Source organism: Paenibacillus sp. N22P23 (assembly GCF_059383735.1).
On sequence record NZ_JBXENT010000002.1, the window covers coordinates 963,475 to 980,212 of the forward strand.

The following is a 16,738-nucleotide window of genomic DNA, read 5'->3' on the forward strand; positions in this document are numbered from 1 at the left end:
CGTTATACGCGGCCTTCAATGCCTTACTATCATCATTTAGACAACCATCAACGTTTAAGCAGGTTAATATGATCGAGATTCGTACTGGAGTTGAAAATAAAATTGAGTTTAAACTTCCCTCGGTTATAGGTGATTTTTTGCTGCACCAAGGAACCATTCCGAATCGTAACCGAACCCGAAGGCATTCCCCATTGTCCGATGAGCATTCGCTTCGTTATTCCGCCAATATTCGTCTCCCGTTCAATATCGGTCCCGAAGTAGCGAATTTCCCGTACCTTGTTTAGCTTATAAGCGATGGCATAACCGGGGTGCCCCATCTCCGAATGATAGAAATCAAACCCATCCGCCTCCGTTCTCGGCGAGCCTGGTTTGCCAACCTTGCCAATGACGTCCTGACGAGTGCTGATCCCAATCTTCAGACCACTCACCGAGCCGGGGAATTGCCCAACCAATGCTGGCTTATAGAAGCTGTTTAACGTCTTCAGAGCCATCGCCGCGTCATTCGCGCTTACTTTCCGCATTTGCCAAGCCACACCTTGAGTATCTGCATGAGCGATAGCACCGGATGTGAAGATAAGACTGAATAGCGTGACGCTAAGTGCAACTTTTGAAACTTGATTCATCATTAAGGTCCCTCCGGCATTAAGTGGTTGAGATTAGTTTTTCTGAGATATTTTACCCTAATGCCTGAATGATTACTCGCAAGCCCGACAATGAAAAACCCACCTTTCCGCAGCAAGCACGGAAAGATGAGCCTAGTCATGCATTAATAGAAATAATCATATCCGCCGTACCCGCCATATCCGTCATAATAACCGCCGTACCCGCCAAACCCTGTGAACAGACCAATTGCGAGTAAATCGAACAGTAATAATGGAAGAAGAAATTTCACTTTTACTGTTTTTCCTTTTTCCTGTGTAAGAATCACACGGTTACCTTGAATTTGCGACAGTGTTCCTGTAACTACTGTTCCGTCCTTCTTGACCACGTAGATCTTCTTACCGTAATACTTTGAAATCTGTTGTTTGCTGACAGCCATTCGTCATTCCTCCCTCTCAACAGCTTGACTACTCTATTACTCTATTCAAGTACACCGGAGGATGTTTGGGATTTTCATAGATTTACATGAACTAAAAAGAAGAGGACACCTTATTAGGTGCCCTCAGGCTGTCGATAAAGTCTCCTCAGGCTTGCATGCCGCGAAAATCTAACGAACCGTAGAGGCCTTATTGGGCCGATTTTCGGGGCTTCGAGAATCTAACGAACCGTAGAGGCCTTATTTGGGGATAATCGCCTCCCAACTACTCCAAATTCGTCAAATAGAGCCCCTACGGTTCGTTAGAATATTTTCGGTGCTATGAATGGGCAAATAAGCGCCGTACGGTTCGTTAGAATTCCATCCCTATTTATTGAAATGAATATTCTCATCCGCTTACCCGATTATGCAAGCTGAATGTCCCATCGTGCCCTCTACGTCATTTCCTTCCTTGCGCCAATACTCGATGCCTCCAAGCATTTCTTTCACTTTGAAACCGAGTCCGGATAAGCGGGCTGCTCCTTTCGTCCCACCATTACAAGCTGGCCCCCAACAATAGACCACGATAACTTGATCTTTGGAGAAAGCGGCTGTCGTCTCGGCGGTAATCAGGTTGGAAGGAAGGTTAATCGCACCTGGTACGTGGCACTCCCCATAGGCATGAGCACTGCGAACGTCGATAAGCAGAAAATCATTTAGGCCATGCTGCATGTCGTATTTTACATCAGATACATCCGTTTCCACGGAAAGTTTGTTCATGTAGTGCTGATGAGTGATCTCCGGCAAAGCGGCAGGCGTTTCAAGTACGAGGGAAAAGCGAGTTTGAATTGTCATTAGGGGTTCCTCCAATGGGTTGTCGTATTCTTGAAATCAATATAACACGACCAGAGACACCGGAGTTATCGATAGAATTCTATACTATATATCAGTCTTTTCGATAATTGATTATGGCTCCAATAACGAGAGCAGCACTCCGCATATATGCGAAGTGCTGCTGGAACTAGATTATTGTGCTACCAAGTAGGCGAAGCATTGACCTCCTTCGTTTCCGTACACTTCAAAATCATAAATCGAGTAGGCATAGGTGGTTCCCCGCACGGTGCCAGACATCCTCACATATTTGGCATTCGTCGCGGCAAAGCTAATGTTCGAAACCCCGCCTGTTCCATAACCCTCCCAGTTTGGATACTTACGTTATAGCTGTTCGTACTCCAGAAAAGGATCGCCAATCTCGATTCGATACGCTTCGGCATCACTCGCGCCTACATATAGATCAGCAAGACCATTAGACTTCCTCACAAGACCTCCGCTGAAAATAACATCTGTCAAATCCGGCCGCTTGGCTGCACCTTCCGGAAAGCTGGACCGCCTTACTATAATTTTCATAGGTGTTTTCTCAAACGTATCCGGATGAATGGCGAACGTCATCGCTTGATAATGTCTGTCCTCGCCTTCAAAGGAAGCAATATGCCCAAGTACGCCTACCAGACCATTGGAGAGCAGATGCGGTTCATTCGCTCCGCCCCACTCCAATGCCAAGAATTGATCTTGAAATACAGGCGCGTCAGCAATTCGATCTGCCGTTATGTCCTCCAGGCTCGCACATTTGAAGAAGCCGATTTTGCCTCTGCCGCCCTTCTCGCCCTGCGGTCTGGTCAGTACACCGATTTCGCCGCTTGCCAGTTCAATAAGACGCACATCCTTCATGTGATCCGGTCCCGTCAAGAACAGCTTCAAACTTGCAATATCCTGCCCCCGGTAAAACTCCGTTACCCAAGAGATGATTTTCTCAGGGTCGCCCGGATCCATGACGAGCTTGACTCCACCGAAGATTAACTCATCCTTAATACGGGTGAAGAACGGATCCTGCAGTTCATAAGGCGCATGAGACGGATGGGGAACCCACGATTCGCCCTGCTGATGAAAGAAGACGACTTCGGACAGCTCGGTTTCACGACTCTCGACGCGGCCCGCGATAATGGACTCTCCGTTATCTAAGAAGGGAGCTGCAATATTGTAAACATCCCGGGGGCCGACACCTTCAAACTTTAGCCGCTCCCCCAGCTGAACACTGCTCGGCTGCCGTTCGAACTGCTCCAGCAATTCCGCGCAGCTCTGCGCTGCTGTATGTTTTAGTAACATCATTCTTTATAGTACCTCCTATATCTACGAATCGAGTGCTACTCCTCGTAAGGCGGTGTCCGGTAACCCCCGGCATAAGTCGAATCCGGTTTGGCGAAATCACCTAGGAGGCCGCGGCGCAGAGGCGTTGTCCGCTCCATAAGCGCGGTGTCATTCTCGAACCGATCTGAATAACGAAGCCATGGCGGACTGTAAATGTAATGCATCGTGTAGCGGTCATAGTCGTGATTGTGCTCGTGCGAACGATGCCAAACGGCATTATGAAATACGAGCGCTGAACCTGCAGGTGCACAAACCACATGGCGCAGCGGACATTCCTCCGTTCCTTTCCGAACACTATCCGGAAGGGGCACACGGCTGCGATGGCTGCCAGGTATCATTTCCATATTTCCTTTGCCTGGTTCGCTTTGATCCGTCAGCAAGTAAGATACTCGAAGCTGAAGAAGCGGAATCGGATGCCCCATCAGCTTAAAGTCGAATGCGCTCGAGCCATCCTGATGCCAGCCGCCATGCTTACCGCCTGCAGGCTGAACGGTGCACCAAGCGGATTGAAGAATGACGTTATCTGATCCATATAAACCGCGTACCTTAGGCATCGCTGCCGGGTGATCAATGAGCTGCTCCAATGCCGGTTCGCTTGCGTAACCTTCACCGACCTGGTGGGCACCACCATTCTTCGGCTGATCGGCATGCAGACGCTGCGAAGCTTCCAGACATGCCGCAACCTCCTCCGGACTCAGTACGTTCGGAATGACAAAATAACCCCATGATTCAAACATGAACCGGTCAAGCTCCGTAAATGCACCCGGTTTAACGATGGGTTCCAGCATATCGATCTCCTCCTTGGGAAAGCTTAAAGCTTCCATAATCATACAAACAGGCCCCCAAGTAACTGAGAGCCTATTCGCCTTTGCTGCGACCTGCGTATGTTATTGACCTTCGTATGGGTTTGTTTTCAAGAACTCGTTAAATTGCTTCTCTACTTCAGTAACTACTTTCTGATACCCTGCTTTATCGAGCGCCTTCTGGATCTTGGTCAAGTTGCCTGCGGCATCATCCAGTACGCCATGACCGATGGTATAAAGCTGCGAGCGAACTTCACTTACCTTCGCAACTTCCGTCTTCACGCTGTCCGGCACGAAGCTGAATCCAGCATTCGGCGCCTTATAGAAGAAGTTTGTATCGCCCATGTTGTTGAGCATCGTTACAATGTTATCCGGTGTCTTGCTGTCATAACGAACCATTGTTGGGTTCCAAGTAAGCGTGAAGCCCGGGAAGTTGTAGTTCGTTGCTGCATCAACCGTTGCTGGGTAGGAGTATTTCGTATCGCCTTCCGCCTGCCAGTGCTTACCTGCAATACCGAACTCGAACAGGTCATGATTCTCTGGGCTCGCAAACAACCAGTCAAAGAATGCAAGTGTGCGGTCAACGTTCTTGGAATTAGCAGGAATAGCCGCAAAGTTCCACGCTTTAAAGTCGCTTCCCACTGCTTTTGCCGTTCCGTCCATAAGGCCCGGTGTAATCACGAATGCACCGATCTTCGCGCCTGGAATCGATGTCTCGAGCTGTTGGCTTTCCGAAGAGTAAATATCAAGCGTACGGAACACCGATGCTGCCTTGCCGGACATAAATTGGCCATCCGGATCCTTCTGTGCCAGGATATCCTTCTCTAGGTAACCTTTCGTGTACCATTCGCGAACCATTTTGAACCCTTTAAGCGGATCCATGGTATTCATCGGCTCAGGAAGCAGCTTCAAGAATTCCGGATCGCTGTAGCCATCGATTGTCTTTGCTGCATATGCCGTTCCGTCTGGTTTAATGGCGACGCTGACACTTGTACCACCCATGTTCACCATGTAGTTATGTTTTGCTGTAAGCGGCTGTGTCATCGTGAGCAGCAAATCCGAAACGTAGTCGGTGCTGCCATTGAACGTAAATGGAACGATCCCTTTGTCATTGGCAAGCACTGCATCGTAGAACTTCTCCAAATCAGCTAGTGATTTAATCTCGCCGATGCCGTACTTCTCAGCCATGTCTTTGCGGTAGTAGATCGTTGCGCCGCCGCTGAAAGCATGCGTAAACGGAATGCCATATACGTGCGAGCTGCCTGTCTTGTCTGCGAAGCTGTTGTTTTTGAGATATTCCGGTGTAAATGCCTTCTTCAGACCCGGGTATTTATCATTATTGAAGTAAGAGTCCAAATTAACGAGCTGATCCTTCGAAATCATCGCGCTGATGTTCGGATTCGTCCACTGCGCCGTAAATACGCTGTCCACTTGCTCGCCGGCTGCCAGCTTCAAGGAAACCTTTTGGCCAATGTCATCAAATGTCGTGAAGTTGAAATGAATCTTCGTGTTCAGCGTATCTTTCGTTTGTTCGTAGAACTTGTCGAGCACGGCTTCCAGATCGTTGACGTTCGCAGTTGGAGAAGGCATGTAGAATTCAAGCGTTACTTCTTCAGGAGTCGTGCTCTCTGTAGTTTCAGCCGCGTTTGAAGTGTTGTTCGTTGCCGCTGTATTCGCCTCTGTTGCCTTGTTCGTGGTGTTCGCGGTATTGTTGGCGTTATCCTCCGAATTACCTGAACAACCTGCTAATGCTGAAAGAGACAATGTCGCTGCAACAAGAAGCGCCGCGTTTTTATGCAACTTTTTTCTCATTTGTATACCCCTCTCGATCTGATTGGAACGCTATATGCTAACCGGCTTCCCGGTAATAGCCTGAACGAACGCTAACCTTTGACTGCTCCGACCGTTAACCCCTTGATAAAATACTTCTGTAGGAATGGATAGAGTAAAATGATAGGGCCGATCGATACCATCGCTGTCGCTACTCGAATACCGATGGTCGGCACCGTTGCACCGCCAAGAGCTGCCCTTGCCGCTGAGCTTAGTGATGAGTTCAGGAACTCCGCCTGCTGCTGCAGCCGCATGATCAAGTATTGGAGCGTAAACAACTTCTGATCATCAATGAAGAGGAGAACGCGGAACCACTCATTCCAGTACCCCATCGCCGAGAATAAGCCGATGGTCGCGAGAATTGGCGCGGATAGAGGTAGAATGATTTTGAAGTAGATGTAGATATCGCTCGCCCCATCGATCTTCGCTGACTCGGATAATGCCTCCGGCAAGGAAGAGAAGTAATTCTTCATGAGGAAAACGTTGAACCCGTTCAAGGCACCCGGAATGATCAGCACCCAAATGTTGTTATGCAAATGCAGCATCCGAGTCGTTAGAATGTAAGTCGGAACCAGACCACCATTAAATACCATCGTTACATAAGTGAAGAATGTAATGCGATGCCGGTACTTTAAGGTGCTTACCGTCAGCGGGTAGGCCAGCGAGCTCGTAAGGAAGAGCGTCAGGATAACGCCGCCGATCGTCGTGATGATTGTAACGGAATAAGCGCGGTATACACTCGTCGTTCCTGTGAATATCAGCTTGTAGGCGGTCAGGTCAAACTGTGATATCCATAAGCTGTAGCCATTGCGAATCAGCGCCAGTTCATTGGTGAACGATGCGGCAAGTGCAATCCATAGCGGCAGCATACAGATGAGCGCGAATCCGATGATGGTTATGTAGAAGACGGTAAGCAGCGTCCGGTCACCCATCGTCTTGTGATGCATGGCGATTCCTCCTTTCAAGGCTGGCGACTTAGAACAGTGCCGAATCCTTCGATAGCTTGCGTGTGATGCCATTAGCTGAGAGTACGAGCAGGAAGCCGACGACGGCTTGGAACAGACCGACTGCCGATGACATCCCAATATCGTTGTTCATGCGAAGTGCCCGGTACACATACGTATCAATGACATCTGTAGTCGGTCTCAGCACCGGGTTATCCCCGACAAGTGCATAGATCATTCCGAAGTCACCGTAGAATATGCCGCCGATGGACAAGATGAACAGCATAAGTGTTGTTGTCTTCAACATCGGTAGTGTAATGCGGATAATCGACTGGAACCGGCTCGCACCGTCAATTCGGGCCGCTTCGTACATCTCTTGATCCAGTCCGCTAATCGTGGCCAAGTAGATAACAGTGCCGAATCCGACGCCCTTCCAGAGTCGAAGCAGGACTAGAATGAGCGGCCACCAGGAAGCATTCTGATAGTAATTGATCGGTTCCAGTCCTAGCAGACCGAGTACATGGTTGATAACACCCGCATCGGTGGAGAAGAGTGCGATCGAGAAGATCGAGATAACCGTCCAAGAAATAAAATTCGGCAGAAACATAAAGGACTGCGCGATTTTCTTAACCGTCTTGCTGCCAATTTCGTTTAGCCCAATCGCCATAAATATCTGTACAGCGAGCCCTGTAATAATGAACAAGATGTTTAGATAGATCGTATTGATAGTGACTGTAATCCAATCGTTGGAGGTAAAGAAGAACTTGAAGTTCAACAGCCCTACGAACTCGCTCTTCAGACCATAAATGCCTGCCATCGGATTGTAATCCACGAATGCCATGTAGAGCCCGGCCATAGGCAAGTAATTGAAAACAATAAGGAACAGAATACCGGGTAAAGTAAGCAAATACAGATACCGGTTCTTCATGATCTCTCGCAAAAAAGTGTCTTTCTTCTTCCTCTCAGCCGGTGGCTTCGACTGCGTTTGCCGCTCAAGCGTTATGGGAGCTGGCATGGTCGTTCCTCCTCTAATCCATCATTTGTGTACTCTCATAGTTGATTGTTCAGCTGCTTGAGCCCAAGATTGCCTCTTATTGCTTCTATTGTTATCTCTACATAACCGATCGAGGTATCGCTTGCCCCGTAATAGATTTTCACCAGACCATCCTCATGCAGAGCACCGCAAGGGAAGATGACATTCCCGAAAAATCCTTCGAGCTCGTACTCCGTCTCCGGCTCCATGACCGGTTGCTCACTTCGTGCAATGACTTTCCATGGTTCATGCTTATCCAGAAGCAATGCCCCGATGCAGTAGCGGTTGGACTTATCAGCGCCGTGGTAAATTTCCAGCCAGCCCTCTTCGATCTCGAACGGGACTGCGCTGGCACCGATTCGGCCGTCATCCCAGAAGCCCGGTCTTACGCCAATCAGATGGCGATGGTTGCCCCATTGCATGAGATCACTGGATTCTGCAATCCACATCTCAGGCTGTCCATAGTGGGAACAAGATGGACGGTGAAGTGCATAGTAGCTGCCCCCAATCGATGCCGGGAAGATCGCAACGTCTTTGTTATCGGGGTGAAAGATGTTTCCTTGTCTCGTGAAGGTAATGAAATCTTCGGTTGTGATTAGCGATGTACAGATGCCATATTCTGAAATGGCAGAGTAGGTTATGTAATAGATATCTTCTATTAAGGTAATGCGGGGGTCTTCGATGCCATAGCTCTCGTATGGACCGTTTGGCAGAATGGTAGGTTCAGGATCGATGGTGAAAAGAATGCCGTCTGTGCTCCTCGCTACTCTTAAGTGCGAGATGGACGTTAGATAATTACGTTCTGGTGTGCGGATGACTCTTACATCGGAGAAGTCGTATTCCGGCTTGCGTTCAATAGCATGCAGCACGATACGGTCTTCGGAAGGATTATACAGAGGTGTTACGTAAACCTCGGGATCATTGTTAATTGGACGTTCAGCCACGCGGAGAAGCAGGATCGTTTCATCTTGATAGCGGGTAACTCCTGCGTTGAAAACCCCGATGACCTCCATATTCGAATTGGAAGCGTTAACATTTTGAGGTTGAATAATAGGATTACTCGGTGATCGCCTCGGTTTCGTCAAGGGCACTCTCTCCTGTCCATTGCTTCTCTGTTATTTCTGGAAAATTTATTACCTTATGTAAGCGATTATAAATTAGGTTATTTATTCCTGTCAACGGGTAAAATTAAGTTATTTCCTCTCCGTCTCTTTCACCTGTGATTTGTTGGAAGTGTCGATTAAACTTAGTAATATCAAGGATTACCAAGGGATTTCATACTATTGATAGCCTCCAAAATCGTTACTTTATCTTAAAAACAATAAAGAAACCGATAAATCTAATAACTTTACAATTGACTTGTTAAGTAACTTTTTATACTATTTAGTTAGTAGTCAAAATGACAATATTAGGGGAAATTCGCATGCAGGTGGGTAAAGTTACGTTAGATACAATTGCCGCTCAGCTTGGGATTACCAAAGTGAGCGTATCTAAAGCTCTGAATAACCAGCCGGGTGTCAGCGAAGAGTTAAAACGTCGTATCCTTCAATCTGCCCGTGAGCTTGGCTATATAAAGAAGGGGACCGTCAAACCTTCCACTACCGTTTCCAAACTAGGGCTTATTGTACCCAAACGATTCTTTCTGGAATCGGATAACTTTTATACGAAAATCTACTATTATACCAATCAAGAATGCGCTAAGAAGGATATTAGCCTTTCTCTATATGTCCTTGATCCCGAGCAGGAGAAGAGCGGCTCACTTCCGCTTTCGCTCATTCAGGATCAGGGCGAGCTCGATGGACTATTCGTCGCTGGCGAGATAGCGGCGGATTACATGCAAATCCTGCTTGATTGTCCATTCCCTACTGTGGTTATCGACTTCTACAAAGCGGGCATGGCACTAGACTGCATTCTGGCAGATAACTTTCAAGCCGGTTATACCGTAACGAACTACCTTATTCAGAACGGACATACGCGGATCGGCTTCGTTGGAAATCCCCAATTCACAACCAGCGTTATGGACCGTTACTGTGGTTATATTAAGGCACTTACCTATCATCAGCTTGAAATTAACCCAAGCTGGAGGATTGTAAATAACGATATCAACAATTCCTATGTCATTGACTTCCAGCTTCCGGCTGAGCTCCCTACCGCATTCGTATGTCACTGCGATATGGCTGCCTATAAGCTGCTGCTCAAGCTGCAGAAGGAAGGCATTTCCGTGCCCGATGAAGTATCCCTCATCAGCTTTGACAACACGGACCTAAGTCAGAGTGTTACGCCTGCCCTGACTTCTATGAATATCAGCAAGCATGATTTTGCAACCGAAGCCGTTCACCGCATGTTATGGCGTATCAAGCATGACAGCGCGCAGAGCAAGACGACCTATCTGCAAAGTACTTTGATAGTACGAGATTCTATCAAGCGGCTATAATCGATCGATCTCGATGAACGCCTCAATCAAACAATAAGGCTGCCTTCAAATGGATATGCTCCCCAAATAGTAGACAGGTGATATAATAACAACCTGCTGCTAGGAAGGGAGCTTTTTTTCATGCCAGAAAATTCAATACGTTGCTGAAGATAAACTCGCCATAATCAAAGAGAGCGTTCAACAAATGAAAAAGGAGCTGCTACGTGGGCAAGCTCCTCAACTATCGTTTTTAGTTTAAGATGTGCCTGCACAAGCTGAACCAATAAAAGTTATTGGACCTGTAAGCGTTACAGCAGTTGGTTCATCACTTGACAAATACATTGTATACCGAATCTGACCAGTTACAACATCCGTTACTGGAGGGAAGTCGCCAGTAACAACTGAGAAGTCTCTGGATCCTGGGCCAGCAGTTAATTCAATATTTGTAGAGAAGATGAGAATTCCTGTACCGAATACACCAGTACCTCCCCTTTCGATAAGGATGTTGACTGTGTTTGTTGCACTTCTATTGACCCCAACCATTCCCCAAAGTTGAATACGAACATCATTTTCGTTTGGGGTCCCTATAGCGTTAACCGTTTGAAGTCCAATATCACCAAATAAAGTGGGGGTTGCTGTTAAAATTGCAGTGCCAGTACTAGACGTATTATTTAACGATAGACGTGAATCCAAAAATTGAGTAGACATTTTTTGTGCACATCTCGCTTTCTTTTTTATACTAATCTATTCATAGAAAGTTAAAGTGCTTGGACACAAAGAATAATAGAGATATCTGCGGCCTGTTACTTTAATGAAAAACAAGGAGCCCATTCTTCAATCTAACAGATATGGATTTCTCGAAAGTTCGGATGCCGACATGGTGGGCAGTTCCTTCTCTTCATCTAATATTGCTAAATCGTAATGATCGTTTACCTCTTGCAATACCATTGCGAATGTTCCAATTCCGGGGATCAAGACTTGGCATACCGAATTTTCTCTTGTTAGATTAGACAACAGTTCCCATAATTCATTCATCGTTTGAACTTCCTTCATACGAATCACCACCCCATCGTAAGTTCCTAAGGATTTACGCCTATCGCGTATGGACGCGCCCCTGTCGGGATCGTGGCAATTACCGCTTGGGTTTCACCATCGATCACAGACACATTATTATCATCTTGATTAGTGACATAGATCCGATTCGTTATTGGATTTACGCCTACCCCATTCGGATTATTTCCAACAATAATCGTGTCGATAACGGTATTCGTTAGTCCGCTTATTACCGACACGTTATCTGAACCTCGATTGGGGACGTAGATCGCATTCGTCCAGGAATTAACCCCTACTTCAGCTGGAGTAATCCCGACCGGAATACTAGCGACTACGAGATTGGTAGCGCCACTAATAACAGATACAAAGTTACTGGTGAAATTCGAAACATAAATTAGATTTGTATCCGGATCGACTCCTACACGGAATGGATTAACCCCAACTGGAATGTTGACGATTACCGTATTCGTCGTGCCATCGACCACAGTTACGATATCGGAATTGAAATTCGCGATATATATCAGATTGGTCAACGGATTGACAGCTATCCCCGTAGGAAAAGGGCTTCCTCCTACAGGTGTAAAAGTGGTCACCACGGTATTAGTCAAGCCTTCAATCTCCGTGACGTCATTACTATTGAAATTCGCAGTATAAATCGCGTTCGTAGCTGGATTGACAGTCACATCCCCGGATCCATCCCCTGCAGGTATGGTGGCGATTACAGTATTGGTCTTTCCATCAATAACGGAAACTTCACTGCTGTTTACATTCGCAACATAGATTCGATTGGTTAACGAATTAACGTCTATACCCGCGGGACTAATCCCAACCGGAACGGTAGCAATGACCGCATTCGTTATCCCATCTATTACGGATACACTATTACTATTGAAGTTAGTCACATAAATACGATTGACCGATAGGGTACCGGTTGCTCCGGTTTCACCAGTTGCTCCCGTGGCTCCGGTGGCTCCTGTGGCCCCTGTGGCTCCGGTTGCTCCGGTAGCCCCTGTAGCTCCAGTTGCTCCAGTTGCTCCGGTTGCTCCAGTAGGTCCAGTAGTTCCTTGAGGTCCGGTTCCTGATCCCAAAAGTTCATCTGATACAAGACGATGAGCCGTTACTAACTGTCCGGTTAGATCTTTTCCCCAAAAGGAAATTTCAGTACTGTCTGCTGCCGGACCACTTGTTGTAAAAACGAATTGGAATGCGTTATAATTTGCTTGATAGTTTTTTGTAACAACTGCATCAGGTTGGATGGAGAACAATTCCTGTACATACAATGACCGGGTACCGTTTAACACATAACCCTCTAGTAGAACGATAGAGTAATTAACAGGATCGCGGTTATCCATTTTTATCGTGACTTGTTGAGTTGGTCTCATCCCATCTACAGGTTCGTTTGTAATTGGACCCGTTGATAATAATGCCATTCATCCCTTCTTCACGTTAGTCTTGAAGTTCATTTGATACAAGACGATGGGCTGCTACTAACTGTCCGGATAATTTTTTTCCCCAGAAAGAAATTTCGGTGCTGTCTACTGCTGGACCACTTGTTGTAAAAACGAATTGGAATGTGTCATAATTTGCTGGATAGTTTTTTGTAACAACTGCATTAGGCTGGATGGAGAACAACTCCTGTACATACAATGACCGGGTACCGTATAAAACATAACCCTCTAGTAGAACGATAGAATAATTAACAAGATCGCGATTATTGACTTTTATCGTGACTTGTTGAGTCGGTCTCTCCCCATCTACAGGTTCATTTGTAATTGGACCGGTTGATAATAGTGGCATTCATTCCCCCCTCTTTACGTCAGACTTAACAAAACTATATTATCCTTTTTTTGGAAGTTGGTATTAGTTATTATATGTATATTTCATACTATAGCTTGGACACTTTGCACCCAATAAAGTTGTTAAATAGAGTCATTTATACGGATGCGTTATGCCATGGATAACAAGACGCGATTGTTACGTGCGAAATAGATGATAAAACTAAAAAGCCTGATTTCTCAAGCTTTCACTCCATTCATTATGTAGGTGGATTTGTGTCCCTAGATTAACTTTTGTTGTTTTCTTTTTCCAGGTAATCTTGCAATTTCCTTTCAATTTCTTCTCTGCAATCCAAGCAAATTGCAGCTGGATAAGTGTTTGGTCCGAAATATTTATATTGATCTGGATAGGCGGTTATCCATCTTATTTCATGACAACGTGAGCAATAAACTTGTATGGAAATTTTATCCATATAGTTCCCTCCTCGTTCTCCATAACTACTTATGCATTTTCTTAAGCCTCGAATAATATCACTATTTTAATCATAAAACTTAAAGTCAACTTTAAGTCAAGGGGTGAATGAGATGGATGAGCTTAGTATTGGCCAATTAGCTGCAAAGGCTAATGTAGCCGCATCGACTCTGAGGTACTATGAGTCAATTGGTTTATTGCCCTCCCCCGAACGAAAAAACGGTCAACGCCGGTATGACTCAAGGTTGCTTGAACGCATCAACTTTATTAAAGTCGCTCAGCAGACAGGATTTCACATTCAGGAAATTGCGGTACTATTAGAGGGATATGAAGCAGATAGCCCTATTTCTGACCAGTGGGAGCAATTGGCAAAGAATAAACGATTCGAGCTCGAGGATAGAAAGAATCATGTTGATTCGATGATTCAGATTCTAGACAACTGTATAAGCAGCAAAAGTCTTAACTGGACAGAATGTTTGGAGCAGATACAAAAGACAGGCAAGTGTTGTTAGTGATGTTAGATGTAATTTGGGCACATCCAATTCTTCAAAACAAAAAGGATGGCATATTCAATATGCCATCCTTTTTGTTGAACTCCACGCCATGAGCTATCGTTCCTCGTTAGTTCAATCGGCTATGCGTAAATATCTATCCCTACAATACGATTATCACTTGAATCCACTACAAGAATAAGTGAACGTGCAAAAAACAGCCCCTGTATCAGCAAAAAAACATAAACGTCCTAACCTCCAAAAAATCAAGCTTAAAAGCTTTATGATGATGAACAGTTAGCTCAATAAAAAAAGAGGAACCGCCATTTGCAGCAGGTTTCCTCTTGTTGGCTTTCTTAGTTACATATAATTCCCCAAATAAACACAGAAGCTGATCATTACGAAAAATGGGTCGTTCAGTCTGTGTTATTCCGGTTCCGTAGGTTCAACCTTACTTTTTCCGCAGCAAGCGACGGTCCAGCAAGAAATTCCCGAGTGGAAGAAAGGCAGCTGCGAGCGCGAATAACACTTTGCCCAAGGACCAACGATGAGCGAACGTCACATGTGCGACCGCCATCAGATAGAGCACGAAGAACAATCCATGCAACGAGCCAACTACCCTCACGGCTTCCGGCAGATCGGCGGCATACTTGAGCGGCATAGCGATGCACAGCAGGACGATGTAAGAGAGCCCCTCCAAGAGGGTAATAATTCGCAAACGGCCCATTGATGTAGTGAACTGCATGAACTTCGACCTCCTAGTTCGCCCCGACCCGGGACGAGATTTATCTATTTCCAGTATACAATGGTGCCTCGCTCCTGCCCAATGAACATATTGTTACACGCATGCGCTAACTGTTTCTTGTTAAACTATCGTTCTCCGTTAGCGCAATGAGATACATCCTCTCTATTGTTCGCGCGCTAGCTATCTCAATCTTGAATCGTGGTCATGTTCCTTTTGAGCCGCCTGCCTACTCGTCGTTGATGATAACGATTTCTTCACGCGGTTCGGGAGCCAAGCCGTCCAACAGTCCAATCGCCCATTTTTTGGTACCAGCATCGTACGCGATCTTCGTGACGATCGGGACTTGCCCGTGATGCCAAATAAACTTAAGATCAACAGTAACCCGACGACTGAATTTCTTATCTTCTCCCCCATTCGTCCAACGATGCCCAGACCAGATCTCTTTCTAAATTAATCAATATCTCCCTCTAATATGAGACGAAATGTGGTTAATGAAGTTGCGCTAAACTGCCCGTTACTTCAATGAAAAACAGCAGCTGATTTCGTATCCAGCTGCCGTCGTGTTCTGTTGAGCTATTGTTCCTCGTTAGCTTAACGGCGCGCGAGCCATTCTTTTATTTACTTTTTCTCCTTAATAAACAATAAAAGAACACCTAAACAGACAACTATTATTATAAAAGTCAATGAAATGCTTGGAATTGTGGGGTCTCCAGAGCTAATCGAACCACCACCCCGAACAAATACAGCTCCTTTTTTTATGGATTCTGATAGTTGGTCAAAACCATAAGCGATTACACTACTTAGTAAGGAAAATCCAATTAATATAACACCAGCTAATTTGTTATTCATTCTTTTACCTCCTCAATTTCAATGATTGTAACAATCTATAAATTAGGACGCTAAAGAAATACGAATGTTGCGTTAACCTCCCGTTAACGTAATGAAGCCGCCAATCGTGCCAGCAGCTTCATCCTATGTTTATTCAGCTATCGTTCCTCGTTAGCTTAATCATAATATAATTTAAATAAGGTTTTGATTAAGTGTATGGTAAAGCATATTGATACAAGTGACCTTCGGGAAGAAATAGAGGGGAGTCAGGATCGTCTTGGAAAGCACCATGGATTATATTCTGGCCTTCATTAGCTACGATTACGTAGGTCGTTTCATCTCCCCTGTTTTTAACCCAATCTCCTACCTTAAAGGTGGACAAATTAGGGTCGGTAACAGCTATGTTTACTAATTCATCTGTCCAAGTTTCCCCTTGATCCCTACTAACCATAAATAATATCATACGCGGCTCGTGACGACGGTCATTTATATAGGAGAACACTGCGTCCAGAATGACTTGTGCATCACTTTTGTCTACTTCGTAACTATTACTGAGAGCCGCCCTCCGTTTTTGCCTGCGTACTTTCCTTCTATCTATTTTGTCTTTACTCATCTCGGTCTCAACTCCAATAAATTCATAAATGTCATTAAGCCAGTCACTCCATTTACAGGCAGCCTCGGCTTGTGGTGTGATTTAGCTATTGTTCCTCGTTAGTGTAATAAATGGCCGTACATCAATAGTCCAACACCAATACCTAAACTCAGTAAAGAAAAGATCAATAAATGAAACATTACAATTATTCCGGAGATTAATTTAATCCTCCTGCGATTCATATACCATATTAGTAATAAAGTTAACAGACTAAGGAACAAAGCTACGACAGGCCCACCAAAAAAAAAGATAAACATTGAGGCGGGTGCCCCTGCTAATTCATTCTTGGTATCATAAATAGTCGCAAAAAATAGTACGACAAAAAAATAATTTATGATTGATACCACTAAGGCTAGGGTTATTAGTGTTTGTTTATTAAACTTTTCAATGAATAGCTTCATTCATTAGATATCCTTTCAATTCTTATATAGGTAATTTGTCTAACAGCGAATTCTCAAATGCCAAACGAGAGCACTTGC

At 45.3% G+C, this 16,738-nt stretch carries 19 protein-coding genes; 2 read left to right on the forward strand and 17 right to left on the reverse strand.

Going from position 1 to position 16,738, the window contains the following annotated elements:
* Nucleotides 1-47 precede the first annotated feature (47 nt).
* The 9 genes from AC506A_RS14790 to AC506A_RS14830 all read right to left on the reverse strand — a co-directional run bounded on the left by AC506A_RS14790 (nucleotide 48) and on the right by AC506A_RS14830 (nucleotide 8,915).
* Complete coding sequence (locus AC506A_RS14790; RefSeq protein WP_495461753.1) at nucleotides 48-626, reverse strand: YjgB family protein; 579 nt, start codon at nucleotides 624-626, stop codon at nucleotides 48-50.
* A gap of 140 nt (nucleotides 627-766) precedes the next feature.
* A complete protein-coding gene (locus AC506A_RS14795) occupies nucleotides 767-1,039 on the reverse strand; it encodes a hypothetical protein (protein ID WP_495461754.1) in 273 nt (90 codons plus the stop codon).
* Nucleotides 1,040-1,432: 393 nt separating this feature from the next.
* Nucleotides 1,433-1,870: a rhodanese-like domain-containing protein gene (locus AC506A_RS14800; RefSeq protein ID WP_495461755.1), complete on the reverse strand. Its 438-nt coding sequence runs from the start codon at nucleotides 1,868-1,870 to the stop codon at nucleotides 1,433-1,435.
* A 360-nt stretch (nucleotides 1,871-2,230) separates the two neighbouring features.
* On the reverse strand, nucleotides 2,231-3,178 hold the full coding sequence (locus AC506A_RS14805) for a DUF1861 family protein (protein WP_495461911.1): 948 nt from the start codon (nucleotides 3,176-3,178) through the stop codon (nucleotides 2,231-2,233).
* 38 nt (nucleotides 3,179-3,216) lie between these two features.
* Nucleotides 3,217-4,008, reverse strand: coding sequence for a phytanoyl-CoA dioxygenase family protein (locus AC506A_RS14810; RefSeq protein ID WP_495461756.1), 792 nt, complete (start codon nucleotides 4,006-4,008; stop codon nucleotides 3,217-3,219).
* A gap of 99 nt (nucleotides 4,009-4,107) precedes the next feature.
* Nucleotides 4,108-5,835, reverse strand: coding sequence for a DUF3502 domain-containing protein (locus AC506A_RS14815; protein ID WP_495461757.1), 1,728 nt, complete (start codon nucleotides 5,833-5,835; stop codon nucleotides 4,108-4,110).
* A gap of 71 nt (nucleotides 5,836-5,906) precedes the next feature.
* Nucleotides 5,907-6,800: a carbohydrate ABC transporter permease gene (locus tag AC506A_RS14820; protein ID WP_495461758.1), complete on the reverse strand. Its 894-nt coding sequence runs from the start codon at nucleotides 6,798-6,800 to the stop codon at nucleotides 5,907-5,909.
* Between the two features lie 28 nt (nucleotides 6,801-6,828).
* Nucleotides 6,829-7,812, reverse strand: a complete 984-nt coding sequence (locus AC506A_RS14825) for an ABC transporter permease (protein ID WP_495461759.1) — start codon at nucleotides 7,810-7,812, stop codon at nucleotides 6,829-6,831.
* Nucleotides 7,813-7,847: 35 nt separating this feature from the next.
* Nucleotides 7,848-8,915 (reverse strand): glycoside hydrolase family 130 protein, encoded by a 1,068-nt coding sequence (locus AC506A_RS14830; protein WP_495461760.1) that lies wholly within the window; start codon nucleotides 8,913-8,915, stop codon nucleotides 7,848-7,850.
* Nucleotides 8,916-9,253: 338 nt separating this feature from the next.
* Here AC506A_RS14830 and AC506A_RS14835 point away from each other — a divergent pair, with 338 nt between their 5' ends.
* Nucleotides 9,254-10,264: a LacI family DNA-binding transcriptional regulator gene (locus tag AC506A_RS14835; protein ID WP_495461761.1), complete on the forward strand. Its 1,011-nt coding sequence runs from the start codon at nucleotides 9,254-9,256 to the stop codon at nucleotides 10,262-10,264.
* Between the two features lie 234 nt (nucleotides 10,265-10,498).
* On the opposite strand, the gene AC506A_RS14840 is transcribed toward AC506A_RS14835, so the two are convergent.
* From AC506A_RS14840 to AC506A_RS14860, 5 genes are all read right to left on the reverse strand, one after another.
* A complete protein-coding gene (locus AC506A_RS14840) occupies nucleotides 10,499-10,951 on the reverse strand; it encodes a hypothetical protein (protein WP_495461762.1) in 453 nt (150 codons plus the stop codon).
* A 126-nt stretch (nucleotides 10,952-11,077) separates the two neighbouring features.
* Nucleotides 11,078-11,296 (reverse strand): hypothetical protein, encoded by a 219-nt coding sequence (locus tag AC506A_RS14845; RefSeq protein ID WP_495461763.1) that lies wholly within the window; start codon nucleotides 11,294-11,296, stop codon nucleotides 11,078-11,080.
* Between the two features lie 26 nt (nucleotides 11,297-11,322).
* On the reverse strand, nucleotides 11,323-12,726 hold the full coding sequence (locus tag AC506A_RS14850) for a beta-propeller fold lactonase family protein (RefSeq protein ID WP_495461764.1): 1,404 nt from the start codon (nucleotides 12,724-12,726) through the stop codon (nucleotides 11,323-11,325).
* A 16-nt stretch (nucleotides 12,727-12,742) separates the two neighbouring features.
* On the reverse strand, nucleotides 12,743-13,093 hold the full coding sequence (locus tag AC506A_RS14855; RefSeq protein WP_495461765.1) for a hypothetical protein: 351 nt from the start codon (nucleotides 13,091-13,093) through the stop codon (nucleotides 12,743-12,745).
* A gap of 265 nt (nucleotides 13,094-13,358) precedes the next feature.
* On the reverse strand, nucleotides 13,359-13,544 hold the full coding sequence (locus AC506A_RS14860; protein ID WP_495461766.1) for a hypothetical protein: 186 nt from the start codon (nucleotides 13,542-13,544) through the stop codon (nucleotides 13,359-13,361).
* Nucleotides 13,545-13,656: 112 nt separating this feature from the next.
* Here AC506A_RS14860 and AC506A_RS14865 point away from each other — a divergent pair, with 112 nt between their 5' ends.
* Entirely contained in the window at nucleotides 13,657-14,055 is a 399-nt protein-coding gene (locus tag AC506A_RS14865; protein ID WP_495461767.1) for a MerR family transcriptional regulator, read from the forward strand.
* Between the two features lie 430 nt (nucleotides 14,056-14,485).
* Here the strand turns inward: AC506A_RS14865 and AC506A_RS14870 are convergent, their stop codons facing one another.
* The 3 genes from AC506A_RS14870 to AC506A_RS14880 form a co-directional block, all read right to left on the reverse strand.
* Nucleotides 14,486-14,779 carry a DUF3817 domain-containing protein gene (locus AC506A_RS14870; RefSeq protein ID WP_495461768.1) on the reverse strand — a complete coding sequence of 98 codons (294 nt, stop codon included), beginning with the start codon at nucleotides 14,777-14,779 and terminating at the stop codon, nucleotides 14,486-14,488.
* Between the two features lie 618 nt (nucleotides 14,780-15,397).
* Nucleotides 15,398-15,628, reverse strand: a complete 231-nt coding sequence (locus AC506A_RS14875) for a hypothetical protein (RefSeq protein ID WP_495461769.1) — start codon at nucleotides 15,626-15,628, stop codon at nucleotides 15,398-15,400.
* A gap of 187 nt (nucleotides 15,629-15,815) precedes the next feature.
* A complete protein-coding gene (locus AC506A_RS14880; RefSeq protein WP_495461770.1) occupies nucleotides 15,816-16,220 on the reverse strand; it encodes a hypothetical protein in 405 nt (134 codons plus the stop codon).
* Between the last annotated feature and the right edge of the window lie 518 nt (nucleotides 16,221-16,738).